General features: G+C 33.7%; 19 protein-coding genes. 15 read left to right on the top strand and 4 right to left on the bottom strand.

Features of this window, described 5'->3' with window-relative positions:
- Nucleotides 1-13: 13 nt before the first annotated feature.
- From purN to ACFSX9_RS06675, 3 genes are read left to right on the top strand one after another with little or no spacing between them, the layout of a single operon-like run.
- Nucleotides 14-580: a phosphoribosylglycinamide formyltransferase gene (gene purN, locus ACFSX9_RS06685; RefSeq protein ID WP_379805927.1), complete on the top strand. Its 567-nt coding sequence runs from the start codon at nucleotides 14-16 to the stop codon at nucleotides 578-580.
- Nucleotides 581-588: 8 nt separating this feature from the next.
- Nucleotides 589-1065 carry a ribonuclease HI gene (gene rnhA, locus ACFSX9_RS06680; RefSeq protein ID WP_379805925.1) on the top strand — a complete coding sequence of 159 codons (477 nt, stop codon included), beginning with the start codon at nucleotides 589-591 and terminating at the stop codon, nucleotides 1063-1065.
- A 12-nt stretch (nucleotides 1066-1077) separates the two neighbouring features.
- On the top strand, nucleotides 1078-1509 hold the full coding sequence (locus tag ACFSX9_RS06675; RefSeq protein WP_379805923.1) for a hypothetical protein: 432 nt from the start codon (nucleotides 1078-1080) through the stop codon (nucleotides 1507-1509).
- A gap of 53 nt (nucleotides 1510-1562) precedes the next feature.
- Here ACFSX9_RS06675 and ACFSX9_RS06670 read toward each other — a convergent pair whose 3' ends face one another.
- Nucleotides 1563-1991 (bottom strand): DUF2147 domain-containing protein, encoded by a 429-nt coding sequence (locus ACFSX9_RS06670; RefSeq protein ID WP_379805921.1) that lies wholly within the window; start codon nucleotides 1989-1991, stop codon nucleotides 1563-1565.
- A gap of 132 nt (nucleotides 1992-2123) precedes the next feature.
- Here ACFSX9_RS06670 and ACFSX9_RS06665 point away from each other — a divergent pair, with 132 nt between their 5' ends.
- Together ACFSX9_RS06665 and ACFSX9_RS06660 are read left to right on the top strand one after the other, a co-directional pair.
- Nucleotides 2124-3053, top strand: a complete 930-nt coding sequence (locus ACFSX9_RS06665) for a PfkB family carbohydrate kinase (RefSeq protein WP_379805919.1) — start codon at nucleotides 2124-2126, stop codon at nucleotides 3051-3053.
- Between the two features lie 78 nt (nucleotides 3054-3131).
- Nucleotides 3132-5030, top strand: coding sequence for an amidophosphoribosyltransferase (locus ACFSX9_RS06660; protein WP_379805917.1), 1899 nt, complete (start codon nucleotides 3132-3134; stop codon nucleotides 5028-5030).
- 1070 nt (nucleotides 5031-6100) lie between these two features.
- On the opposite strand, the gene ACFSX9_RS06655 is transcribed toward ACFSX9_RS06660, so the two are convergent.
- Nucleotides 6101-6703 carry a superoxide dismutase gene (locus ACFSX9_RS06655; protein WP_379805915.1) on the bottom strand — a complete coding sequence of 201 codons (603 nt, stop codon included), beginning with the start codon at nucleotides 6701-6703 and terminating at the stop codon, nucleotides 6101-6103.
- A gap of 107 nt (nucleotides 6704-6810) precedes the next feature.
- On the opposite strand from ACFSX9_RS06655, the gene ACFSX9_RS06650 reads away from it, so the two are divergent.
- The 5 genes from ACFSX9_RS06650 to ACFSX9_RS06630 all read left to right on the top strand — a co-directional run bounded on the left by ACFSX9_RS06650 (nucleotide 6811) and on the right by ACFSX9_RS06630 (nucleotide 16503).
- On the top strand, nucleotides 6811-9984 hold the full coding sequence (locus tag ACFSX9_RS06650; protein ID WP_379805913.1) for a UvrD-helicase domain-containing protein: 3174 nt from the start codon (nucleotides 6811-6813) through the stop codon (nucleotides 9982-9984).
- 33 nt (nucleotides 9985-10017) lie between these two features.
- Entirely contained in the window at nucleotides 10018-11214 is a 1197-nt protein-coding gene (gene kbl, locus ACFSX9_RS06645) for a glycine C-acetyltransferase (RefSeq protein ID WP_379805911.1), read from the top strand.
- 102 nt (nucleotides 11215-11316) lie between these two features.
- Nucleotides 11317-12741 (top strand): OmpA family protein, encoded by a 1425-nt coding sequence (locus tag ACFSX9_RS06640; protein ID WP_379805909.1) that lies wholly within the window; start codon nucleotides 11317-11319, stop codon nucleotides 12739-12741.
- 64 nt (nucleotides 12742-12805) lie between these two features.
- Nucleotides 12806-15586, top strand: a complete 2781-nt coding sequence (locus ACFSX9_RS06635; RefSeq protein WP_379805907.1) for a PD-(D/E)XK nuclease family protein — start codon at nucleotides 12806-12808, stop codon at nucleotides 15584-15586.
- Nucleotides 15587-15654: 68 nt separating this feature from the next.
- A complete protein-coding gene (locus ACFSX9_RS06630; RefSeq protein ID WP_379805905.1) occupies nucleotides 15655-16503 on the top strand; it encodes a mechanosensitive ion channel family protein in 849 nt (282 codons plus the stop codon).
- An 87-nt stretch (nucleotides 16504-16590) separates the two neighbouring features.
- On the opposite strand, the gene ACFSX9_RS06625 is transcribed toward ACFSX9_RS06630, so the two are convergent.
- Together ACFSX9_RS06625 and ACFSX9_RS06620 are read right to left on the bottom strand one after the other, a co-directional pair.
- Nucleotides 16591-17376: an alpha/beta fold hydrolase gene (locus tag ACFSX9_RS06625; RefSeq protein ID WP_379805903.1), complete on the bottom strand. Its 786-nt coding sequence runs from the start codon at nucleotides 17374-17376 to the stop codon at nucleotides 16591-16593.
- A gap of 200 nt (nucleotides 17377-17576) precedes the next feature.
- Nucleotides 17577-18869, bottom strand: coding sequence for an aminopeptidase P family protein (locus tag ACFSX9_RS06620; RefSeq protein ID WP_379805901.1), 1293 nt, complete (start codon nucleotides 18867-18869; stop codon nucleotides 17577-17579).
- 172 nt (nucleotides 18870-19041) lie between these two features.
- Here ACFSX9_RS06620 and ACFSX9_RS06615 point away from each other — a divergent pair, with 172 nt between their 5' ends.
- The 5 genes from ACFSX9_RS06615 to ACFSX9_RS06595 all read left to right on the top strand — a co-directional run bounded on the left by ACFSX9_RS06615 (nucleotide 19042) and on the right by ACFSX9_RS06595 (nucleotide 26653).
- Nucleotides 19042-21819 (top strand): VPS10 domain-containing protein, encoded by a 2778-nt coding sequence (locus tag ACFSX9_RS06615; protein WP_379805899.1) that lies wholly within the window; start codon nucleotides 19042-19044, stop codon nucleotides 21817-21819.
- 4 nt (nucleotides 21820-21823) lie between these two features.
- Nucleotides 21824-22675, top strand: a complete 852-nt coding sequence (locus ACFSX9_RS06610) for a ChaN family lipoprotein (RefSeq protein WP_379805897.1) — start codon at nucleotides 21824-21826, stop codon at nucleotides 22673-22675.
- Between the two features lie 24 nt (nucleotides 22676-22699).
- Nucleotides 22700-23572: a hypothetical protein gene (locus ACFSX9_RS06605; RefSeq protein WP_379805895.1), complete on the top strand. Its 873-nt coding sequence runs from the start codon at nucleotides 22700-22702 to the stop codon at nucleotides 23570-23572.
- Nucleotides 23573-23746: 174 nt separating this feature from the next.
- Entirely contained in the window at nucleotides 23747-24628 is an 882-nt protein-coding gene (locus tag ACFSX9_RS06600; protein ID WP_379805893.1) for a succinate dehydrogenase cytochrome b subunit, read from the top strand.
- 15 nt (nucleotides 24629-24643) lie between these two features.
- Nucleotides 24644-26653, top strand: a complete 2010-nt coding sequence (locus ACFSX9_RS06595) for a fumarate reductase/succinate dehydrogenase flavoprotein subunit (protein WP_379805891.1) — start codon at nucleotides 24644-24646, stop codon at nucleotides 26651-26653.
- Nucleotides 26654-26658: the final 5 nt, after the last annotated feature.

Here is a 26658-nt window from a genome sequence, read left to right as displayed (position 1 = left end):
AAATCTACATCAAATGAAAAATATTGTGCTTTTTGCTTCCGGAAATGGGACTAATGCCGAAGAAATTATAAGGTATTTTAAAAATAACAGCCAAGGAACTGTGGTCGCGATCTTTACTAACAAATCAGATGCCAAAGTACTCGATAGAGCTAAAAATCACGAAATTCCAGCAGTGGTTTTTAACAGAATACAATTAAATGAAGGTTTTGTCTTACAAGAGTTGCGTAATTTTAAACCGGACTTAATAGTGTTAGCCGGATTTCTGCTTAAATTCCCCGAAAGCATCTTAAAAGAATTCCCAAATGTGATCAATATTCATCCCGCACTTTTACCAAAATATGGCGGAAAAGGAATGTATGGAATGAATGTGCATCAAGCTGTTTTGGATAATAAAGAGCAAGAAACAGGAATTACCATTCATTACGTGAACGAAAATTATGACGAAGGAGAATTTATTTTCCAAAAATCCGTAAATATTGAAGATTGTCAATCGGCAAAAGAAATTGCTTCTAAAATACATATATTAGAACACCGCTATTTTCCTGAAGTGATTGCTGATATTTTAAATTCAAAAAACTAAAACTTATTTTGCCACACGAAGTACACATTTATACAGACGGCGCTGCCAAAGGAAATCCGGGTCCATCAGGCTATGGAGTAGTTATGGAGTTAGTAGGAACTCCTTATAAAAGAGAGTTTTTTGAAGGTTTTAGACTTTCTACAAATAACAGAATGGAATTACTGGCCGTAATTGTAGGTTTGGAAAAGCTAAAAAAACCAAAAACTAAAGTATTAGTAGTTTCCGATTCAAAATATGTAGTTGATGCTGTTGAAAAACGGTGGGTATTTCAGTGGGAAAAAATAAATTTTAAAGCCAAGAAAAATCCCGATTTGTGGATTCGGTTTTTAAAAATATACCGCCAACATCAAGTTAATTTTCAATGGGTAAAAGGACATAACAGTCATCCTCAAAACGAACGTTGTGATGAATTAGCAGTTATGGCTTCGCAACAAGAAAAACTTTCGAGAGATGTTTTCTATGAAGGTTTAGATTCCTCTAATTAAACAAATAGCTTTATGGTTGGTAAAATATTGTATAAACTTTTTATTTTCATTATTTCAGCTGTGATGTTTTCAACTTATTTGCTTATATTTTATTACTGCATCAGTAACACATTTTTTACTTTTAAAAATTGGAATAATTTAGAAAAAGGTGAAATTGTAAATATTAGGTCAGAAGACTTTAATGATAGTAGTTATACCACAACAATTTATGATGTTTCAATTGATAGTTCTATTTTTAGGGCAGAAGCAGATTTAAATTCAGAATATGATATAGGAGCTAAGGTCTTGGTTCAACATAAAGGGTCTAGTAAGGTGAGAATTATTTATGTGAATGATATTGAAGTGGGAAGCAGGATCAATGCAACAGAATATATTACGATTTTTTTTCTTATTCTAATGCTTTTGATTACTTATTTCGTTATCAGAGGAAAAATGCAAAGATAAACAGTAAGAATACTAATGGAATACATAATAGTACCCCTCAAACTATATTAGATCTAATTGATTCTTTTCCATTGCTGCGTTCTGTAGAAAAATCCGATATAACCACGAACATTTAGCACATCGTTGTTATTCTCGTCCAACCAAATTTTGCAAGTATATGTTTTTCCGTTTTCTGGATCCGTAACGGTGCCATCAACATACATTGTATCGTCTTTGCTTAGTTTTTTTATAATTACTAAACCTTCAATTGGTTTGTTTTTGTCAACTCCTTTACATTTAATACAAACTTTGTCTTTGACGGCTTCGTTAAGTATTTTTGTAATTTTTCCGAAATATTCATTATTCAACTTGTAGATTTCAACAATCGATTTTGCTTCCTTTGTAGAATCGTCAATGGTTTTCCATTTGCCAATTACTGTTTTTTGAGAATAAATAACGGTTGTAAAAAGAATCAGTAAGCTGAAAATTAATTTATTTTTCATAGTATTCAATATAAGTAATGTCGGATTTTTTTAATAGCAACTTTTACAAATTTACCTAAAAACTTTAAAGTGCTAAACTTTAAAGTGTGGAACTAAAGTTTTATCTTTGCCCCTTATTTCAAATCAATATTGATGAACAAATTATTAATAGTAGGAACAGTAGCTTTTGATGCTATTGAAACTCCTTTCGGAAAAACGGACAAGATTTTAGGTGGGGCTGCAACTTATATTGGTTTAGCTTCTAACTTTTTTAATGTGGATGCAGCAATAGTTTCTGTTGTAGGAGAAGATTTTCCAAAAGAATATTTAAATTTATTAGAAAATAAAAAAGTAAATATCGAAGGAATTGAAATAGTTAAAGGTGGAAAAACATTCTTTTGGAGTGGAAAATACCACAACGATTTAAATTCTCGTGATACTTTAATTACAGAATTAAACGTTTTAGCAGATTTCAATCCAATAGTTCCTGAAGCTTATAAAAATTCAGACATCGTTTTGTTAGGAAATTTACATCCTATGGTACAATCGGGTGTTTTGGACCAAATGACAACGAAACCAAAATTAATTGTATTAGATACGATGAACTTCTGGATGGATTGTGCATTGCCTGAATTATTAGACGTAATTAAACGTGTAGATGTAATCACTATTAACGATGAAGAAGCGCGTCAACTATCTGGAGAGTACTCTTTGGTGAAAGCTGCAGCTAAGATTCATGCTATGGGGCCAAAATATGTTGTAATTAAAAAAGGAGAACACGGTGCGTTATTATTCCAAGGAAAAGAAGTTTTCTTTGCTCCCGCTCTGCCATTAGAAGAAGTTTTTGATCCAACAGGTGCTGGTGATACTTTTGCAGGAGGTTTTGCAGGATATATTACACAATCGGAAAACATTTCTTTTGAGAATATGAAAAATGCCATTATTTATGGATCTAACTTGGCTTCCTTCTGTGTGGAGAAATTTGGAACAGAGCGAATGGAAAACTTAGAGAAGAATGAAGTGAACGCGCGTTTAAGACAATTTAAAGCGTTAACACAATTTGAAATCGAATTAGAAGAATAATAAAACGTGCCCCGAATTTTCGGGGCATTTTTGTTTGAACTATAAAATAAAACAACAACCTAGACAACACAACAACTTATGAGTGACGCTATACAACACGAATGTGGAATTGCATTACTAAGATTAAAAAAACCGTTAGAATTCTATAAGGAAAAATACGGAACTGCTTTCTATGGCGTACAAAAAATGTATTTGCTTCTAGAAAAACAACATAACCGCGGTCAAGACGGAGCCGGATTAGCAAGTATTAAATTAGATGTAAATCCGGGTGAAAGATACATTAGTAGAGTTCGTTCAAACGACACGCACGCGATCAAAGATATTTTTTCGCAAATCAATGAGCGTATTGCTGGTGAGTTAAAAGCACATCCAGAATATCAAGATGATGTGGCACTTCAAAAGAAAAACATTCCGTATATCGCAGAATTGTTTTTAGGTCACGTTCGTTATGGAACTTTTGGTAAAAACAGCATCGAAAGTGTTCATCCTTTCTTACGTCAAAACAATTGGATGCATCGTAATTTAATTATTGCGGGAAATTTCAATATGACGAATGTGAAAGAGTTGTTTCAAAACTTAATTGACTTAGGACAACATCCTAAACAAATGGCTGATACCGTTACCGTAATGGAAAAAATCGGACATTTCTTAGATGATGAAGTAACTCATTTGTATAGAGATTGTAAAAATGAAGGCTATTCGAAACAAGAAGCATCAGCAATTATCGGTGAACGTTTAAATATTCAACGAATTTTAGAACGTGCTTCAAGAAATTTTGACGGAGGTTACGCGATGGCTGGATTATTAGGTCATGGAGATTCATTCGTATTACGTGATCCTGCCGGAATTCGTCCAGCTTACTATTATGAAGATGATGAAATTGTAGTAGTAACTTCTGAGCGTCCTGTAATTCAAACAGTATTCAATGTGCCGTTTGAAAAAGTACAAGAATTAGAACCAGGTTGTGCTATCATCATTAAGAAAGATGGAAAGGTAACTATTGAAAAAGTTAGAGAACCACTAGTTAAAAAAGCTTGTTCTTTTGAACGTGTTTATTTTTCGCGCGGAAGTGATGCCGAAATTTATCAAGAACGTAAAGAATTAGGGAAATTAATCTTTCCTTCAATTTTGAAGGCAATTAATAACGATACTGATAATACGGTTTTCTCTTATATTCCAAATACGGCTGAGACTTCATTCTTCGGGATGTCTGAAGCAGCTCAAGATTTCTTGAATAAAAGAAAAGCAAAAGCGATTATTAAGGATAGAGATGTTTTGACGTTAGAATCATTGAAAGAATTACTTTCAGTTAAAATTAGAACGGAGAAAATTGCCATTAAAGATGCTAAATTAAGAACTTTTATTACTGAAGATAGTAGTAGAGATGATTTAGTAGCTCACGTTTATGATGTAACTTACGGTGTTGTTAAACCAACCGATAATTTAGTAATTATTGATGATAGTATTGTAAGAGGAACTACCTTGAAACAAAGTATTATCAAAATGATGGACCGCTTAAATCCTAAGAAGATTGTAGTAGTTTCTTCAGCACCACAAATCCGTTATCCAGATTGTTACGGAATTGATATGGCTAAGTTAGAAGGGTTGGTTGCTTTTAGAGCTGTTTTAGAGCTTTTAAAAGACCGAAACTTATACCATATTGTTGATGACGTGTACAAAAAATCAAAAGCACAGGAAGATTATATAGACGCTGATGTTGTGAATTATGTAAAAGAAATTTACGCGCCTTTCACAGATCAAGAGATTTCTGATAAAATTGCAGTAATGTTAAAACCAGAAGAAACCAAGGCAGAAGTTAAAATCATCTTTCAAACAGTAGCTAATTTACACAAAGCCTGTCCTAAGAACTTAGGTGATTGGTATTTTACGGGTGATTATCCAACTGATGGTGGAAACCGAGTAGTTAACAAAGCTTTTATGAATTTTTATGAAGGAAAAGACGATCGTGCTTATTAAAAAGTGCAGTTCGTCGGATTTTGATAGCATTCAACAATTATTTTATGTAATACTATAATCTCGATATATATTAGCGCTACCAGAAAAATTAGTAGGTTAAGTTTTATGGTAGATTTGGGGCAAAAAGGTGAAAGAGATTTCACCTTTTTTTTGTTTTATGTATTAACGGATTTTTATAATTTCACTTGAAAGTGTGAGTAATTTTCATAAAAGTGACAGTTCAACGAGTATTTAGACAATTCAACAATTATTTTATGCAATACTGTTATCTCGATATATATTAGCGCTACCAGAAAAATTAGTAGGTTAAGTTTTATGGTAGATTTGGGGCAAAAAGGTGAAAGAGATTTCGCCTTTTTTTGTTTTATAAAGTGACTGATTTTTACATATCCTCTTAAAATCGTGCGTAATCTTCATGAAAATGACAGTTCAACGAGTATTTGGACTATTCAACAATTATTTTATGTAATACTATAATCTAGATATACATTTGCCTTACCAGAAAAATTAGTAGGTTAAGTTTTATGGTAGATTTGGGGCAAAAAGGTGAAAGAGATTTCACCTTTTTTTTTGTTTTATAAAGTGGCTGATTTTTACCAATTCATTTAAAAGTGTCCGTGATTTTGGTAAAAATAACAGTTCAACGAATATTTAGACTATTCAACAATTATTTTATACAATACTATAATCTCGATATATATTAGTGCTACCAGAAAAGTTAGTAGGTTAAGTTTATGGTAGATTTGAGGTAAAAGGGTGAAAGAGATTTCACTCTTTTTTTGTTTTATAAAGACGACATTTTTTCAAACTTATGTTCCTGGAATTTGTCTTATATTTTACAAAGATGCAGTTCATCGATTATATTTACAATTCAACAAGTATTTTATGTGACCATAAAATCTTGTGCTACTTTAGCGCTACCAGAAAAATTAGTAGGTTAAGTTTTATGGTAGATTTGGGGCAAAAAGGGTGAAAGAAATTTCACCTTTTTTATTTAGAAAAAATTTGAAAACATAAAAAAGCCGAAGCATTATTAAATGCTTCGGCTTTTGCTATTTATAACTGTAAAATTATTTTGCAGCTGCGTAACGTTTTGCAACTTCAGCCCAATTTATTACATTGAAAAAAGCTTCCATATAATCAGGACGACGATTTTGGTAATGTAAATAATAAGCATGTTCCCAAACATCCATTCCTAAAATTGCAGTTCCGCAATTCATCCCAGGCATTAATGGATTGTCTTGGTTTGGTGTAGAACAAACTTCAAGTTTTCCATCTTTTGAACATAACCATGCCCATCCAGAGCCAAAACGAGTTGCTCCTGCTTTCGAAAATTCAGTTTTAAAAGCATCAAATGAACCGAAAGCTGCGTCAATTGCAGTTGCTAATTCACCTGTTGGTAAACCACCACCGTTTGGAGACATAATTTCCCAGAACAAACTGTGATTGTAATGTCCACCACCATTATTTCTAACAGCCATATTGTTCATGTCAAGATTTTTTAAGATATCTTCAATAGATTTCCCTTCTAAATCTGTTCCTGCAATAGCATTGTTTAAATTTGTAACATAAGCATTATGATGTTTTGTATGGTGAATTTCCATAGTTTTTGCATCAATATGTGGTTCTAGCGCATCATTTGCGTAAGGTAATTGTGGTAAGTTAAAAGACATAATATTTAATTTTTAAATTAGTAATATTTTTATCAAATTTACAAATTAAACTTCGGAATCAAAAATAGATAGTTCTTATAATACTATTGTTAAGACAAAAATAACATTTGGAAACAGCATCTTTTACAATTTACGACGCTTCGGCGGGATCCGGAAAAACTTATACCCTAACAAAAGAGTATTTAAAAATCCTTTTTTTAGCGAGTACTGATGATGCGTATCGAAAAATTTTAGCCATTACTTTTACCAATAAAGCAGTAGAGGAAATGAAAAGCCGAATTGTATCTAGTTTGTATCAGTTTTCTATTGATAATACATCTGATAAAGCTATGGAATTACTTCAAGATGTTTCCAAAGATACGAAGTTGAGCATCGCCACAATTAAAGATAAATCGAAAGCAATTATCAAGAACATCATTCACAATTATGCTGCTTTTGATATTTCCACGATTGATAAATTTACACACAAGGTAATTCGAACCTTCGCGCAAGATTTAGATTTACCGCCAAATTTTGAAGTTTCGTTAGATACCGATTCTTTGTTGCAAGAAGCGATTGATTTGGTGATTTCAAAAGCGGGTGATGATGTGAATTTGACGAAATTGCTGATTGAATTTTCAAAAGACAGAACGGATGATGATAAAAACTGGGATATTTCTGCCGAATTATTAAAGGTCGCTCAGTTAATTACAAACGAAAATAACGCCGAAGAAATCAAGGAAATGTCTGAAAAGAGTTTGGATGATTTTGGTCTGATAAAAAAGAAGTTACAAGAAGAAATTAAGAAGTTGAAAGGCGATTCAGCTGAAGCTGGAAAAAAGGTAAAAGAATATATTGTTTCAAAAGGAGCAAGTTTGAGTTCATTTCCAAAGTATTTCAATGATCATCTAAACAATATCGAAAAAAACGAACTGAAAGATACACAGAAGAAATATTTTGTTCCGGAAGATATTAAAATCTTGAAAACGGCAAAAGATGGTGCTTTAATCGAGTCTATAATTGATGAAATTTTAGTCCAACTTAAAGCGATTTATGAAAAGTTAGGAAAAGCGGCTATGTATGATGCTTTTCTGCAAAATCTAAATCCACTTTCGTTAATCAACACGATTTATCAAGAATTCAAGAAAATTCAGCAAGAACAAAATTTAGTTTCGATTTCCGATTTCAATAAAATTATTCACGACGAAATCCAAAATCAACCTGCACCATTTATTTATGAGCGTTTGGGTGAAAAATACCGTCATTATTTTATTGATGAATTTCAAGATACATCGGTAATGCAATGGCAAAATTTGATTCCGCTAATTGATAATGCTTTGGCGGGACAAGATGATTATGGTCAAAAAGGAACTTTGATGTTGGTTGGCGATCCAAAACAAGCCATTTATCGTTGGCGTGGTGGAAAAGCAGAGCAATTTATTGATTTGGCTAAAGAAGATGAAAGCTATAATCCGTTTTCGAATAAAGATAAAAAAACCTTGCGTTTAGGTACGAATTACCGAAGTTATAGCGAAGTAATTCAGTTTAATAATGCGTTTTTCAAGCAATTGTCAGATAAATTTCAAAACGAAGATTATCACAATTTGTATGAAAAATTATCGCATCAGGAAATTAATTCGAAAAGTGGCGGTTATGTGAATTTATCGTTCATAGAAGTTCCGGAAGATGAAACGGAAGTCGAAGGTTTTGATTCGGATAACGATTCGATTACTTTAAAAGATAAATATTATTTGAATCAGACGTTGAAAACGATTCAAAAATGTTTACAAAATGGTTTTGAATACAAAGATGTGGTTTTGCTTACGCGAACTAAAGCACCGGGAATTAAGTTGGCGAATTTTCTAACTGAGAACAGTATTCCAATTTTATCTTCAGAAACTTTATTGATTCAAAATGCTACCGAAGTGAAGTTGTTAATTGCGTTGCTTCGCTATTTAAAAAATCCAAAAGACGATCAATCGAAAATTCACTTTTTGTATTTCATCGCGAAGTATTTGCAAACCGATTTAGAGGTGCACGATTTTATTTTATTTACCAAAGATAAAAAGGTAAATGATTTAGAAGCGTTTTTAAAAACTATTGGTATTGAAATTTCGTTCAAAAATTGCAAGAAGAAATCTTTGTATGAAGCCGTTGAGGTGTTGATTGCGACTTTTTTAAATGATAAGGTAAATACTTCTTATTTGCAGTATTTCTTAGATTTGGTGTTGGAAAAAGATGTAAAAGTCCAATCGAGTATCGCTGATTTCTTGGAATATTGGGATAAAATAGGATTTAAGAAAAGTATTCCATCGCCGGAAGGAACGAATGCGGTCCGAATTATGACGATTCATAAATCAAAAGGGTTGGAGTTTCCAATCGTAATTTTTCCGTTTGTCGAAGAAGATTTTTCACGAAAGATAAAAGACAGACTTTGGATTCCGCTAGAAGATTCGAATATTGATTTGCCAAAAGCATTAATCAACAATCGAAAAGAAGTGGAGAATTATGGTGAAGAAGCACGAAATATCTTCCAAACTAAAAATCAGGAAGAAACTTTAGACACCATTAATGTTTTATATGTGGCTTTGACGCGTGCCGAAGAACAGTTGTATGTGATTTCAAATAAAGTTACTACGAAGAAAGGCGAATTGGTTACCAAAAACTTATCGTACTATTTTATTGAATTTCTTCAAAATCTCGGAATGTTTGAAGATTCAAAGCTCGAATATGAATTTGGTGACCCAAAAAGAATTTCAATTCATAAGGAACACGAAGGCAAAAATGAGCAAATCGGAATAGTTAAAAATAAATTAGATCCGAAAAACATAAAAATCGCACAGCGTGAAGCCTTAATGTGGGGAACCGTTCAGCAAGATGCGATTAACTTTGGGAATATTCTGCACGAAATAATGGCGTTTATTCATACGAAAGACGATGTGGATTTAGCGTTGAAAAAAGCTTCGGAATTAGGATTGATTACTTTTTCTCAAATGCCGATTTTCAAAAACACAATTGAGCAAATTGTAAATCACGAAGAATTGAGTTTATTTTTCGATTTGGATGCTAAAGTGTTCAACGAACAAAATATTATTAAAAAAGATACGAAAAACAGTAAACCTGATAGAGTTACGATAAAAGGTAATAAAGCCTATTTATTAGATTATAAAACAGGAGAAAAACACAAAAAACATCAAATCCAATTGCAGGAATATCAATTGGCTTTAGAGGAGATGAATTACGAAGTGGTAAAAAAAGTGTTAATCTATATAGGAGATGCAATAGAAGTAGTAACTTTGTGAGATAATTTTTGAAATAACAAACGAATATATATTATGTACGGAAAAATTCAACAACACCTTCAAAAGGAATTAGACACCATTCAAGAAAATGGTTTGTTTAAAAAAGAACGTATAATTACATCGCCTCAAGGAGCTGAAATTACAGTTTCAACAGGAGAAACAGTTCTAAATTTCTGTTCTAACAATTATTTAGGATTATCATCTCATCCAGAAGTAGTTCAAGCTGCCAAAGATGCTTTGGATTCGCACGGATTCGGAATGTCTTCAGTTCGTTTTATTTGTGGAACGCAGGATATTCACAAAAATTTAGAAAAAGCAATTGCGAATTTCTACGGAACGGAAGATACTATTTTATACGCTGCAGCATTTGATGCTAATGGTGGAGTTTTCGAACCTTTATTAGGAGAAGAAGACTGTATTATTTCAGATAGTTTAAATCACGCTTCTATTATTGATGGAGTTCGTTTATGTAAAGCAGCGCGTTACCGTTATGAGAATTCTAATATGGAAGACTTAGAACAACAACTTATTAAAGCTACAGAAGCTGGTCATCGTTTCAAGTTAATTGTTACTGATGGAGTGTTTTCTATGGATGGATTAGTGGCGCCATTAGATAAAATTTGCGATTTAGCGGATAAATATGATGCGTTGGTGATGGTTGATGAGTGTCATGCTGCTGGTTTTATTGGTGCAACAGGAAAAGGAACATTGGAGGCTAAAGGTGTAATGGGTCGTGTTGATATTATCACAGGAACTTTAGGAAAGGCTTTAGGTGGAGCAATGGGTGGTTATACAACGGCAAAGAAAGAAATTATTGAAATTTTACGTCAACGTTCTCGTCCTTATTTATTCTCAAATTCTTTAGCACCTTCAATTGTGGGTGCGTCTTTGAAAGTTTTCGAATTATTAGAAAAAGACACGACACTTAGAGATAAGTTAGAATGGAATACTAATTATTTCAAAGCAGGAATGAGAAAAGCAGGGTTAGATTTCATTGATGGAGACTCTGCAATTGTGCCTGTAATGTTATATGATGCCAAATTAGCACAGCTTATGTCTGAAAAATTACTGGCAAAAGGAATTTACGTAATTGGATTTTTCTTTCCGGTGGTTCCTAGAGATAAAGCACGTATTAGAGTGCAATTGTCTGCAGCTCACAACCAAGAACAGCTAGATAAAGCTATCGCTGCATTCACAGAAGTAGGTAGGGAATTATCGATAATCAAGTAAAATCGGACAAAAGAACGTTTTTTTTAACAAAACTTTTTGTTGTTTGGAAAAAATTAGTACTTTTGTAAATAATTAACTAAATTGTAATTAAAAATATTAAGTATGAAACATCTTAAAAAAATTTTTGTTGCTGTAATGATAGTGTTGGGTATAAGTTCTCAAGCACAAGACAGTAATAATCCTTGGGCTATCTCTTTTGGGGTTAATGCCGTTGACACTAAAGCGGGTGCTGCTGGTGGACATAATTCACTTGATCGTGTTTTTTCGCAACCTTATGCAGTTAAAGATAATTGGAATATTCTTCCTTCTGTATCTTATTTAAATGTTTCTAGATATGTAGGAGATGGTTTTTCTTTTGGTCTTACGGGATCTGTTAATAAAATTGATAAATTTGTGGTTTTTGATCCAACTGCTGCAGGTCATGATTCACGTGGTTATATAGTAACTAATCCTGGTGATTTATCTTACTACGGAATTGATGCTACTGTAAAATATAGCTTCATGGAAATGATCGGTTCAAAGTGGTTTGATCCTTCTGCACAAGTTGGTGGAGGTTATACTTTTTTTGGTGATGCTTCTGCAGGTACTGTAAATGGAGGTCTAGGTTTAACATTTTGGTTAACTGAAAATGTAGGTTTTAACTTACAGTCTACTTACAAACATTCGTTTGATGATGGTAAAATTCCTAACGCTGATGTTGTATCTCATATGCAACACTTTGCAGGTATTACTTTCAAATTTGGTGGAAAAGATACTGACGGTGATGGAATTTTTGACAAAGATGACGCTTGTCCAGAAGTTGCTGGTTTAAAAGAATTCAATGGTTGTCCTGATACTGACGGTGACGGAATCCAAGATTCAGAAGATGCTTGTCCAGATGTTGCTGGTTTAGCTGAATTAAACGGTTGTCCAGATGCTGACGGTGATGGAATCACTGACGCTGAAGATGATTGTCCTAATGAAAAAGGAACAAAAATGATGAAAGGTTGTCCTGATACTGACGGAGATGGAGTAGCTGATAAAGATGACGATTGTCCTACTGTTGCAGGTGCTAAAGATAACCGTGGTTGTCCATGGCCAGATAGAGACGGAGACGGTGTTGCTGATAAAGATGACAAATGTCCAGACGTTAAAGGAACTGTTGCTAACAACGGATGTCCTGAAGTTTCAGAAGAAGCAATGAAAAAATTAAACGATTACGGTAAAACTATCTTGTTTAACTCTGGAAAATCTTCTTTCCAAAAACAAACTTACCCAGTTTTACAAGCTATGACTGCTATCTTTAAAGAATATCCAAATTCGGAATTCTCATTAGAAGGTCATACTGATAGTGATGGTGCTGACGCAATGAACCAAAAATTATCTGAAGACAGATCTGGTGCAGTTAAAGAATATTTAATTGAGCAAGGTATCGAAGCTTCAAGATTAACTTCTAAAGGTTTTGGTGAATCTATGCCAATAGACTCTAACAAAACTGCTAAAGGGAAAGCTAATAACAGAAGAGTTGAAGTGAAATTAATCAAATAATTTCTTTTCAAAAATATATTTAGAAACGCCCCGATTAGTCGGGGCGTTTTTTTATATTTATAAAATGAATCAAATGACCTTTTTAGACAAGTTAAGTAGTACTTTGTTACAGCATTCTGATGTTGAACTATCGAATTGCCTAATTGTTTTACCTAATAAAAGAGCAAAAGTCTTTCTTTTAGAAAGTCTTAAAAATCACTTAGAAGGAACTTCTTTTGCACCTAATATTAGCAGCATTGAAGATTTTATTCAAGATATAGCTGGTTTGCGTTCCGTGGATCCAGTTGAATTGTTGTTTGAATTCTACGAAGTCTATTTGTCGGTTACAGAAAAAATAAAACAACAATCTTTCGAAGAATTTTCAACTTGGGCCAAAACGGCAATTCAAGATTTTAACGAGATCGATAGATATTTGCTTGGGCCTGCTCACGTTTTTTCATATTTAAAAGATATTGAAGCATTAAAACGCTGGGATTTAGAAGCACATAATACTACAAGATTAATTGATGCACATTTGGAGTTTTGGGCCAAATTACCCTTATACTATGAATCCTTTTACAAGCACTTAAAAGATAAAGGAATCGGTTATCAAGGATTAATTTACCGAGAAGCCGTTGCAAATTTGGAAAAATTCACCAAATCGTTAACTTCACAAGTTTACTTCGCAGGTTTCAATGCTTTAAATCAGGCGGAAGTGAAAATTTTTAACTATTTGGCTCATGAAAATAAAGCTAAAATATACTGGGACATCGATGAGGTGTTTTTAAAAGATTCTTATCACGATGCAGGTTTGTTTATTCGCAGGTTTAGAAAAGAGTGGAAACCGTTCGTAAATCAAGATTTTGAATGGATTGTCAATCATTTCAGTGAAACCAAAAACATTGAAATTATTGGGACACCAAAAAGTATTGGTCAAGCGAAAATCGTTGGAACTATCATCGAGAAAATTCAGGCTGAAAATCCAAAGTTAGAAAAAACAGCTGTTGTTTTAGGAGATGAAAACTTATTGCTTCCGGTTTTATACGGTTTGCCCGAATCAGTGGAAGCATTGAATATTACAATGGGTTATCCAAGTAAAAATAATCCGGCCCAACTGCTAATTAGCAAATTGTTTAAATTACACATTAATGCTAAAAAACGTAGCGAAGCGAGTTATACTTTTTACTATAAAGAAGTTTTAGATGTACTAAATCATCCTTTGGTGGAACCTTATTGTAATGCGGAAGAAGTGGTGAAAATCATCAATAATAATAATTTTACTTTCTTTTCAAATCAGAAATTATTCAGTTTGCACGAAGAAAAGTATCCAAATTCCGATAATAAATTCTTTGAATTGTTGTTCACGCGTTGGGACGATTCCATCACGAACGTTCTAGCTAATTTGAAGGAAATTTTACTGCTGATAAAATCATTTTTAAGCACAGATGATTCCGAAGAGAAAGTAACTAAAGCTTTCTTGTATTCGGTATTCAAAATCATTAATAAATTAACCAATTATCACGAAACATACAATCACATTGATTCGGTGACTTCTTTGCACGCCATTTATAAGCAAATTATCGATTTAGCGGAAGTTTCTTTCGAAGGCGAGCCTTTGTCAGGACTTCAAGTAATGGGGGTTTTAGAAAGTCGTGTTTTGGATTTTGAAAATATTATTATTACTTCGGTAAATGAAGGCAAATTTCCAGCGGGAAAATCTCAAAATTCTTTCATTCCTTATGATGTGAAAAAAGAATTAGGTTTACCGACTTTCAAGGAAAAAGATGCGATTTATTGTTATCACTTCTATCATTTATTATTAAGGGCCAAAAACGTTTGGTTGCTTTATAATACGGATAATGAAGGAATCGATGCCGGTGAAAAATCGCGATTTATTACGCAATTAGAAATTGAACCACAAAAAAATCACATGATAAACAGTACAATATATAATGCTGTTTTACCTGAAAAAGCTCACGAACCCATTACGATTGATAAAAACGACGCCATTTTAAAACGTTTGCACGAAATAGCTACAGATAAAGGTTTTTCACCTTCTTCCTTGACCAATTATATCCGTAATCCATTGCAGTTTTACATGCAACGTATTCTTCGAATTAATGAAGCTGATGAAGTGGAAGAAAATATTGCAGTAAATACTTTGGGAACTATTATTCACAATGCGTTGGAAGAATTGTACGAACCTTATTTGAATCAATTTTTAGCTCTGCATCATTTGGAAGCAATGGAAACCAGGATTGAAGCGGTAATTTTAAAATATTTCAAACAAGAATATAAAGAAGGAGAAATTACCAAAGGGAAAAATTTATTGGCTTTTGAAGTGGCGAAACGTAATGTTTACAATTTCCTTCAATTAGAAAAGAAATCTATTACGGATGATGGCGATGCTATAAAAGTATTGTTATTGGAAGCTTCTTTGAATGCCGAAATCACCATAGATTCGCTACCATTTCCAATAAAAATAGCTGGAAAAGTGGATAGGATCGAAGAACGAAATGGCGAAATCAGAATCGTAGATTATAAAACAGGAAAAGTCGATGGTAATTCTTTGAAAATTGTTGATTTCACGGATTTAACTTCCGACATTAAAAACGAAAAAATCATTCAATTGTTATGTTATGCTTTGATGTTCGAAAACCACGAATTGAAGCAAAATAAAGATGTTTCAGCCGGAATTATCTCGTTTAAAAACATGAAAGGCGGATTTCTTCCGTTTGGATTAGGTAAAGGAAAAGATTCGGAATTACTAATATCAAAGCCAATTCTTGAAGATTTTAAAGCCGAACTTTCTAAGCTTATTTTAGAAATATTTAATCCAGATATCCCGTTTAAAGAGAAAGTTTAATAGTTTTTAGCTATTTTTTTGTAAATTGATAAATGATAAGAATAGTCCAAGAACTAATGTAAATAAAGATGGAAAAAATCCAAAAAACTTTTAGTGAAATTATTGCAAGCATTCAACATAATATAATTCCATTATTAACTGGATTTGCTGTTTTATTCATTGGTTTTTATATTTCAGGGAAATTAAAAGACTTTATCAGAAACACAGTTTTAAGCAAGTCGCCAAATGCTTTAAGAAGGGTTTTTATATCGCAAATAGTTGGTATTTCGGTACAGTTATTTACTATTGTTTTTGCCTTACGAGTATTTGGATATCGAGATTTGACAACAAGTTTACTTGCAGGAGCAGGAGTTTTGACTTTTGTGATAGGTTTTGCCTTTAAAGATATTGGCGAAAACTTCTTAGCCGGAATATTATTGGCTTTTAAAAGTCCTTTCAGAATCAATGATTTGATAGAAACTTCGGGAATTATAGGTTACGTCGTTGATTTGTCTATTCGTGATACACGCATAAAAACGTTAGACGGAAAAGATGTTTTTGTACCAAATGGTCAAATTATTAAAAACCCGCTTTTTAATTACACTTTAGATGGGTTTTTAAGATATGAATTCGTAATCGGATTGGATTATGATAGTAATATTCACAATGCTATCGACGTAATTTTAGAAGCAGTGAAAACGGTGGAAGGAGTAATCCATTCGCATAAAATACCAACGGTAACTATTGATACTTTTGCCTCCAGTACAATCAATTTAAAAGTGATGTTTTGGTTAGATACTTTCGAGTCAACTTCTAAAACCTATCATTCAGGAATTAGAACAGAAGTGATGAAACGTGTCCTAGATAGTCTTACCTCTGGTGGATTTAATTTACCATCCGATATTATTGAGATTAAGCAATACAATGCAAAGTTGTAACCTCATTTTATAAAAAGTATAAGTTTTGTTAAACTTATGAAGTTCACAAAGCTTTGTGTCTTTTGTGCTTTCTTAGTGTCTTTGTGGTTAAATTCTCCTCAAAAACTTTAGTAAAACCTGCATCAATTCTAATTCATTTTCGATATGACTCATATGTCCCGCCTCAAAAGAAGTGAGTTTTACATTTGTTCCTTCAATTTGATCTAGATTGTCTTCGTAAATCAGCACACTATCTTTTTTCCCTAAAACCAACTGAATCGGATAAGTGGCAAAATGCAAAATAACTTCCCGATCGTTACGAATTTTCATTCCTTCCAAGGAAGCAACAATACCTTGAAGTGGTGTTTTTAAAGCTTCTTTTTTTACCTGTTCGATGACATCTGCTAAACGTTCGCGATTATCTTCACTAAATAAATTAGCTATCGCCAACCGAATGAAATTGCTATAATTCTGTTTTACCGCTACAATTGCTCGATCGCGATTGATTTTTCGTTCCTCGCTATCGGCTTTTGAAGTGGAATTTAATAACACAATTCCTTTTACATTCTCTGGATACAATTCGGCGAAAGCCAAAGCAATATAACCGCCCATCGAATGCCCAATCAGCACCACTTTTCTAATTTTCAATTCTTGTAAAACACTATGAACCATATCGGCTTGGTCTTCCATCGTGTGGACATAACCCAAACATTCCGTTTCGCCGTGACCTAATAGATCAATCGTAATAACACGATTTCTTTTAGTAAGTTCGGGAATAAAAGCATTCCACATGGATTTATTTTCCAAAAAACCGTGCAATAAAACTACAGCCGTACCTTTTCCTTGGTCGGAATAACTGATTTTATTATTTTTGAAAAGATGTGTTTTGGTCATAATTTTTTAGGGAAGCACAAAGGTAAAGTTTAATCATAAAGCCGACAAGTTTTAAAGTAATTCTTGTGATTCTGAACTTCTCTCCGAATCGCTAGTAGAAGCTGAAACGAGTTCAGCTTGACAAAAGTGAGAACAAAAAAACGGCCTGCATTGCTACAAACCGTTTTAACTGAGAACTGAAAACTGTCAACTGACAAATTTTAGCTATTCATTATCGTTTCAATTTCTTCTACTTCAACTGGAATATTACGCATTAAGTTGAAAGGATCTCCTTTTTCTTGAATCACCACATCATCTTCAATACGTATTCCAAATCCTTCTTTCGGAATGTAAATCCCCGGTTCAATAGTGAAAACCATATTTGCTTTCATTGGTTCGTGTAATAAACCATAATCGTGCGTGTCTAATCCCATATGATGCGAAGTTCCGTGCATAAAATATTTTTTATACGCTGGCCATTCTGGATTTTCGTTTTGAACGTCTGCTTTGTCTAATAAACCTAAACCTATTAATTCAGAGGTCATAAATTTACCCACTTCCACGTGATATTGTTTCCAGTTATTTCCTGGAATAAGCATTTTATTTGCTTCGTTTTTCACTCTTAAAACCGCGTTGTAAACCGCTTTTTGTCTATCTGTAAAACGTCCCGAAACAGGAATAGTTCTACTCATATCACTAGAGTAATTCGCATATTCTGCTCCTACGTCTAATAATATCAATTCCCCAGCTTTACATTGTTGGTTGTTTTCGATATAATGCAACACGTTTGCGTTGTTTCCGGAAGCGATAATTGGCGTATAAGCAAAACCTTGGGAACGATTTCTTAAAAATTCGTGTGCAAATTCAGCTTCAATCTCATATTCCATCACGTTTGGTTTCACAAATTGTAAAATTCTACGAAATCCTTTTTCAGTAATATCACACGCTTTTTGGATAAGTTCCAATTCTTCGCTTTCTTTTATCGAACGCAATCTTTGTAAAATTGGATTCGATTTTTCTACTTTATGCGCTGGATAAGTCTCTTTCCACCATTTTACAAAACGGGCTTCACGAGTTTCTGTTTCTATTGATGCACGATAATGTTCGTTGGTATTGATATACATCGTATCGGAATATGCCATAATTTCCTTTAAAGTCTTGTGGAAATCTTGCAACCAAATCACGGATTTAATTCCCGAAACTTCAAAAGCTCTTTCTTTCGTTAATTTTTCACCTTCCCAAACGGCAATGTGCTCGTTCGTTTCTTTTAAAAATAAAATCTGTTTCAAATGGTCATAAGGTGCATCCGGAAAAAGTAATAAAATACTTTCTTCTTGGTCTACGCCAGATAAATAAAAGATATCTCTGTGTTGCGCAAAAGGTAAACTTGAATCTGCAGAAACCGGATAAATGTCGTTAGAATTGAAAATGGCAACGCTGTTTGGTTTCATTTGTGCCGTAAATTTTGCTCTGTTTTTGATGAACAAATCACGATTAATTTGGTGGTATTTCATAATGAAGTATTATTTTAAAAATGATTTTAAACCTAAAGAAAAGGAATTATGGTTCCAAGAGTTTAAAAAATGTTTATCAAAATTAACAAGATAAAAATGAAAAGGTGTTAAATCCAATAGAAATTTTGTTAGCGCGTGTTATTTTGGCTAATTTTCAGCAAAATTTATTAAGATGAAGCAACTTACCCTTTTGTTTTTATTAATTGTGCAATCGGCAATTGGTCAAAATTCGTTTTTCAATGCTGTTGAGGCTAAAAATATTGGACCAACCATTATGAGCGGTCGTGTGGTAGATTTAGCGGTTAACCCGAAAAACCCAACGGAGTTTTATGTAGCGTATGCAACAGGCGGACTTTGGTATACCAATAACAACGGAACTTCTTTTACTCCGGTAATGGATTCTGCAGAAACGGTAAATTGCGGTTCGGTAACAGTAGATTGGAATTCGGGAACAATTTGGGTTGGAACCGGTGAAGTCAATGCTTCTCGTTCTTCTTACGCTGGAGTTGGTGTTCTAAAATCTTCAGACAAAGGAAAGTCTTGGGAAAATATAGGATTGAAAGATTCGCATCATATTGCAAGAATTTGGGTCGACCCAAAAAACAATAACGAATTAGTAGTGGCTTCGGTTGGACATTTATATTCGACCAATAAAGAACGTGGGATTTTTAAATCGAAAGATGGTGGAAATACTTGGAAGCAAACTTTGTTTATAGCAGAAGATACAGGAATTATCGATTTAGTAGTTTCGAAAAATAATCCGAAAATTATGTTTGCTTCGGCTTGGCAAAAAGATAGAAAAGCGTGGCATTTTGAAGGGAATGGTGAAAAATCAGGCATTTATAAAAGTGAAGATGGTGGAACAACTTGGCAATTAATGACTACTAAAGGAAGTGGTTTCCCAGCGGATAATGGTGTTGGAAGAATTGGCTTGGCTTTGTTTGATGAAAACACGATTTATGCAGTTTTAGACAATCAGAATAAACGTCCGAAAAGTGCTTCAAAAAACAGCCTAAATATAATGTTATCGACTCCGGGCGATGATTTTATGGAAATTTCAAACAAAGAATTGAATCGTGCTTTGAAAGCCAAAGGTTTTAGAGATAAATACCGAGCTGAAAACATTAAAAACTGGGTTGCCGACAATAATATGGAGCCAAAAGCGGTTTTGGAATTCCTTTCCGATGCGAATACTGCTTTATTTGAAACGGAAGTAATTGGTTGTGAAGTTTACAAATCCGAAGACGGAGGAAAATCTTGGAAAAAAGCTAATCAGGATTATATCGAAGATATGTTTTATACTTATGGTTATTATTTTGCGAATATTTCGGTAGATGAAAAAAATCCAAATCGTGTTTATATTGGTGGCGTTCCGTTATTGTTTTCGGAAGATGGCGGAAAAACATTTTCTATAATTAGTAAAGAAAATGTACACGCGGATCATCACGTAACTTGGGTAAATCCCGAAAATCCGAATCATATTATTAACGGAAATGATGGCGGTGTGAATATTTCCTATGATAATGGTGCGCATTGGATAAAATGCAATAGTGAGGCTTTGGGCCAATTGTATGCAGTAAATGTAGATTATCAAGACAACTATAAGGTTTATGGTGGAATGCAGGACAATGGGGTTTGGTATGGCCCTAATAATTACTCGCACAATGTTGCGTGGCATCAAGATGGTAAATATCCGTATCAAGAATTAATGGGTGGCGATGGAATGCAGACGCAGATTGATAGTCGCAATCCGAATGTGGTTTTTACGGGGTATCAATTTGGGAATTATTATCGAATCAATCAGAAAGAAGGTAAATTTGATTACATCACACCAAAATCTTTAAAAGACGAAAAACCACTGAGATTCAATTGGCAAACGCCTATTTTATTGTCTTCGCACAACCAAGATATTTTATATATGGGTTCTAATTTCTTGCATCGTTCTATGAATCAGGGCGAAACTTGGGAGAAAATTTCGGGCGATTTAACGCAAGGTGCAAAAGAAGGAAATGTAGCTTTCGGAACGATTTCGACTATTTCTGAAAGTAAATTCCAATTCGGATTGCTTTATGCAGGTTCGGATGATGGAAAAATCCACGTTTCAAAAGATGGTGGCGCTTCTTGGCAATTGATTTCGGCGAATTTACCTCCGAATTTCTGGGTTTCCCGAATTGTAGCTTCATCTCATAAAAAAGAACGTGTTTATGTTACATTAAACGGGTATAGAAATGATATTTTTGTAAGTTTTGTATTTGTTTCTGAAGACTATGGAGCGAATTGGAGATCAAATGCAAATGGATTAACAAATGCAGTAAATGTAATTGTTGAAGACGCAGCAAATGAAAATATTTTATATGTTGGTACCGATAACGGTTTGTTTATTTCATTAGACAAAGGAGAGTCTTGGCAAGATTTTTCAAACGGAATGCCAAATGTGGCGGTTCACGATATGGTAATTCAAACCAAAGCTAAAGAATTAGTGGTTGGAACACATGGTCGTTCGATTTATAAAATTTCGCTTTCGAAAGTGCAAGAACTTACGGATGTTGTAGTAAGTAAAGCGGTGCATTTATATGACATCGACAACAGAACAAAATCGGAAAGATGGGGGAATAAAGGATATGCTTGGGGCGAAGTGAATGCGCCTTCGCAAACAATTTGGTTTTATTCGAATTCGGCTGGGCCAATAAATTACACTATAACTAATGAAGCCGGAATCGTTGTGTATTCTGAAAAAGTGACTGCTCAAAAAGGGTTGAATTCATTTATTTATGATTATTCACTTTCTAAAGAAGTTGCTTCTAAATGGAATAAAAAAGACAAAACGATAAATTTGAAAGAAGCGAATGATAACAAAATTTATTTGCCTGTTGGAAAATATAAATTAGTACTATCGAAAGATAAACAATCAGAAAGCAAATCATTTGAAGTTACTGCTCCAAAAAAATAATTGGATGAGAATAATATTAACTACTGGATTACTTTTTATAATGATTTTGGGTTTTTCCCAAGACAAGAGATCCTATCAGGTTTTTGATAAGAATGGTAAGAAATCTTCTTACAGTAAAATGTTGAAAGCGTCACAGAAATCGGAAGTTGTTTTGTTCGGTGAACATCATGATAATTCTGTTGTACATTGGTTGCAACTGGAATTGACTAAGGATTTAGCCGAAAAGAAGCAATTGGTTTTAGGTGCTGAGATGCTAGAAGCTGACAATCAAGAACAATTAAATCAGTACTTAAGTGGTGTAATTAATCATAAAAAGTTAGATTCTACTGCAAGATTATGGAGTAATTATAAAACCGATTACAAACCTCTGGTTGATTTTGCCAAAGAGAAAAAAATCGATTTCATAGCAACAAATATTCCACGTAGATTTGCTTCTTTGGTATTTAAGAAAGATTTAGTGACTTTGGATTCGCTTTCTAATTTAGAGAAATCATGGATTGCCCCTCTTCCAATTGAATTTGACATAAATTTAACAGGTTATAAAAGTATGATGGGAATGCAAGGCGGTCATGCGGGTGATAAAATGCCAAAAGCACAAGCGATTAAAGATGCTACGATGGCTTATTTCATTAACAAAAACCGAAAAGAGAATAGTGTTTTTGTGCATTATAATGGAACCTATCATTCGGATAATTATGAAGGAATTAATTGGTATCTAAAAAAATTAGATGCCGATGTGAAAATCATTAGCATCGCCACTGTAGAGCAAAAGGATATTTCGAAATTAAATGTTGCAGATTATAATAAAGCCGACTTTATTCTCGTTATAGATGAAGATGTTACCAAAAGCTATTAAAGTCGTTTTTACAAACCATTGCTAATGAAGAAAATTGTTGCTTTATTTATTTTAGCCGTTGCGTTATTTTCTTTCTTCTCATGTGAAGATGTCGATGATAAGTCAGAAGAACGCTATTTGATTGTCAAATTTAAGTTTGATGCCGATCAGGTACGTTTAGATAATTTAGGGCAACCAAGTATTTTACCTTCTGAAAATGGAGCACAATCTCCAAATTTCAACGCAATAAGTGCTCATTATTTCGAGTTAGCGCCTAACGCATATACCCAATTGGGTGATGGGACGGTTTTATATCACGCTCCTGAAACTACTGAAGGTGGTGAAGTGGCTATCGATTTTGACCAATCCATTGTTGTTAAAGAGGGAGAAGCTTTTCTGAAAATTCCTTTGCGCCTAGTAACACAAGGAAGTTATGAATATGTGCGTGTTTCATTGTCTTATCAAGATTATAACATTTCAGTTCGCAATAATGGTGCAGACTATCAAGCTAGGTTGGCTAGTTTTGTAGGTTATAATACTTTTATAAATACACATTTTATTGAAAGTAACTCTTTTCCAATAAACGGAAATAGTTCGCAAGGCTATTGGGCTTTTGCTTTAAATGATTTTCCATTTGCTACTTCTGGGCAAGCTCCTACAGGATTGACAACAGTTCCTAACCCCATCGCTTCTACATCTCCAATTCCAGCTGGTTCTTGCGTGGTTACTGGAAAGTTTTCTAAAAACCTTGTAATTAATGGAAATGAAAACAAAGATGTGGTAGTTACTTTGTCGCTTTCGATTAATAAGAGTTTCGAATGGCAAGAATTAACTACTGATGGAAAATTTGAACCTGCTATAGGTGAAAACGTTTTGGATATGGGCTTAAGAGGATTGATTCCCACGCATTCAAAATAACTATTCTGCTAAAATAATTTTACAACTTCTTTTATACTTTGTAAAGGGTTGCTGTTCAACGAAAGTTAAATTATTTTAAATTCATTATAAATAAGCATGAAAGGGTTGCGGTTAATTTCAAATAGCCGTATTTTTGTTCTGATTTTTATAAAAATATTACAATCAAATAAAATTATGGCAAAATCAGCACTTTTGAAGTCATCTATCGTAAAAAAATATTGGATGGCTCTAACAGGTTTATTTTTATGCTTGTTTTTGGCAGGTCACTTAGCAGGAAATTTACAGTTAATTTTCGGCACTAGCATGCAGTTTAATGAATATGCATTGTTTATGACTACCAATCCAGCGGTAAAATTATTATCTTATGTTACTTACATTTCATTATTATTCCATGCAATTGATGGAATTTTATTGACTATTCAAAACAGAAAAGCTAGGCCGGTAGGTTATGTTAAAACCGATGGTTCTTCAACTAGTTTAGCTTCAAGAAACATGGCGGTTTTAGGAACTATCATTTTAGTTTTTATTGCAACACACATGGTGAATTTTTGGGCAAAAATGCATTTCGATGCTAAAATGCCACTCGTTACTAAGGTTATGGACAATGGATCTGGAACTATGCAATCGCAGTTAGTTGGAATTAAAGATTCTCAAATGCCTTTCTTTCCATTGGATGAAAATGGAAAATTAACCAGCGAGCAATTTCAGAAGATTAAGGAGCAAACTAATGGATCTTACGATTTAGAAATGCAAGATGTAACTAAAGTATATAACAAAAAGACAAAAGAAGTTGTTTTTGAAGGTTATAAAGATTTGTACAAATTGACTTTAGATTTCTTTAAGGATGCAAAATATGGTTTGATTTTTACAATTGGTTATGTTTTAGCAATGCTTGCAATGGCGTTTCACTTATGGCATGGTTTTCAAAGTGCATTCCAATCTTTAGGTATAAATAATAAATTTACACCTATCATCAAATTTTTCGGAAGAGCATTTGCAGTACTTGTTCCATTGTTATTTGCAATTATTCCAATTTTCTTACATTTAAAAAAATAATCAACACATAGTATTATGAAGTTAGATTCTAAAATACCAGAAGGTCCAATTAAAGACAAGTGGACCAATCATAAAGATCATTTAAATCTTGTTGCTCCTAATAATAGACCGAAAATCGATATTATTGTTGTAGGAACTGGATTAGCAGGTTCTTCTGCTGCCGCTTCTCTTGCAGAAATGGGGTATAATGTGAAATCATTTTGTTTTCAAGATTCACCGCGTCGTGCGCACTCGATTGCAGCACAAGGTGGGATTAATGCAGCAAAAAATTATCAAAATGATGGTGACAGTGTTTACCGTCTTTTCTACGATACAATTAAAGGAGGAGATTACCGCGCTCGTGAAGCAAACGTTCACCGTTTAGCTGAAGTATCGGGTAATATTATTGACCAATGTGTAGCGCAGGGAGTTCCTTTTGCACGTGAATATGGAGGAATGTTAGACAACCGTTCGTTTGGTGGAACACAAGTACAACGTACTTTTTATGCAGCTGGACAAACAGGTCAACAATTATTATTAGGAGCTTACTCCGCTTTATCAAGACAAATTGGATTAGGTCGTGTTGAGATGTTCAACCGTCATGAAATGTTAGATTTGGTAAAAGTAGATGGAAAAGCACGTGGAATCATCGCTCGTAACTTAATTACAGGTGAAATCGAAAGACATTCAGCTCACGCAGTTGTTATTGCTTCTGGAGGTTACGGAAATGTATATTTCCTTTCAACTAATGCAATGGGAAGTAACGTTACAGCTTCATGGAAAGTGCACAAACAAGGAGCGTATTTCGCAAACCCTTGTTATGTACAAATTCACCCTACATGTATTCCAGTTCACGGAACTAATCAGTCAAAATTAACGTTGATGTCTGAATCGTTACGTAACTCAGGACGTATTTGGGTGCCAAAGAAAAAAGAAGATGCAGAAGCAATTAGAGAAGGGAAATTAAAACCAACTCAAATCACTGAAGAAAATAGAGATTATTATTTAGAAAGAAAATATCCTGCTTTTGGAAACTTAGTGCCTCGTGATGTTGCATCAAGAGCTGCAAAGGAAGTTTGTGATGAAGGTCGTGGAATTGAAGCTAACAATACCAATGAAGGTGTTTATTTAGATTTCTCTACTGAGATTCAAACTAAAGGACGTCAAACAGCTTACGCTAAAGGGAATCATAATCCAACAGCTGAAGAAATTACAGCTTTAGGAAAACAGTGGTTAGAAGAAAAATATGGTAACTTGTTTACTATGTACCAAAAAATTACTGACGAAAATCCATATGAAACTCCGATGAAAATTTATCCGGCAGTTCACTACACTATGGGTGGTGTTTGGGTAGATTATAACTTACAATCAACTATTCCAGGTTGTTTCGTAACAGGTGAAGCTAACTTTTCTGACCACGGAGCAAACCGTTTAGGAGCTTCTGCTTTAATGCAAGGTTTGGCAGATGGTTATTTCGTATTACCTTATACACTTTCTAACTACTTAGCAGATGAAATTCGTACAGGGAAAATCTCAACAGATTCTCCAGAATTTGAAGAAGCTGAAACTAGAGTTAAAGGTTTAATTAGTAAATTCTTAAACAATAAAGGTTCTAAATCAGTTGATTATTTCCACAAGAAATTAGGATTAATTATGTGGAATAAAGTAGGGATGGGTCGTAATGCAGCGCAATTGAATGAAGCTATTGCTGAAATCGCTGCTTTGAAGAAAGATTTCTACGCTGACGTTTATGTACCAGGAACGGCAGATGAGTTGAATCAAGAATTGGAAAAAGTATTAAGAGTTGCAGATTACCTAGAGCTAGGTCAATTAATGGCAATGGATGCTTTACAGCGTAACGAATCATGCGGAGGTCACTTCCGTGAAGAGTATCAAGATGCTGAAGGAGAAACATTACGTGATGACGAGAACTTTAAATTTGTTGGAGCTTGGGAATATAAAGGAGAAGACATCAGCAGATCAGAACTTCATAAAGAAGAATTGAAGTACGAAGAAATCAAAATTGCAGCTAGAAATTACAAATAATAGAA

The sequence above is a fragment of the Flavobacterium ardleyense genome (genome assembly GCF_042686085.1).
In the GTDB taxonomy this organism is placed as follows: Bacteria; Bacteroidota; Bacteroidia; order Flavobacteriales; family Flavobacteriaceae; genus Flavobacterium; species Flavobacterium ardleyense.
Note: the sequence above shows the minus strand (reverse complement) of the source record. Positions and strands in the feature narration are given on the sequence as shown.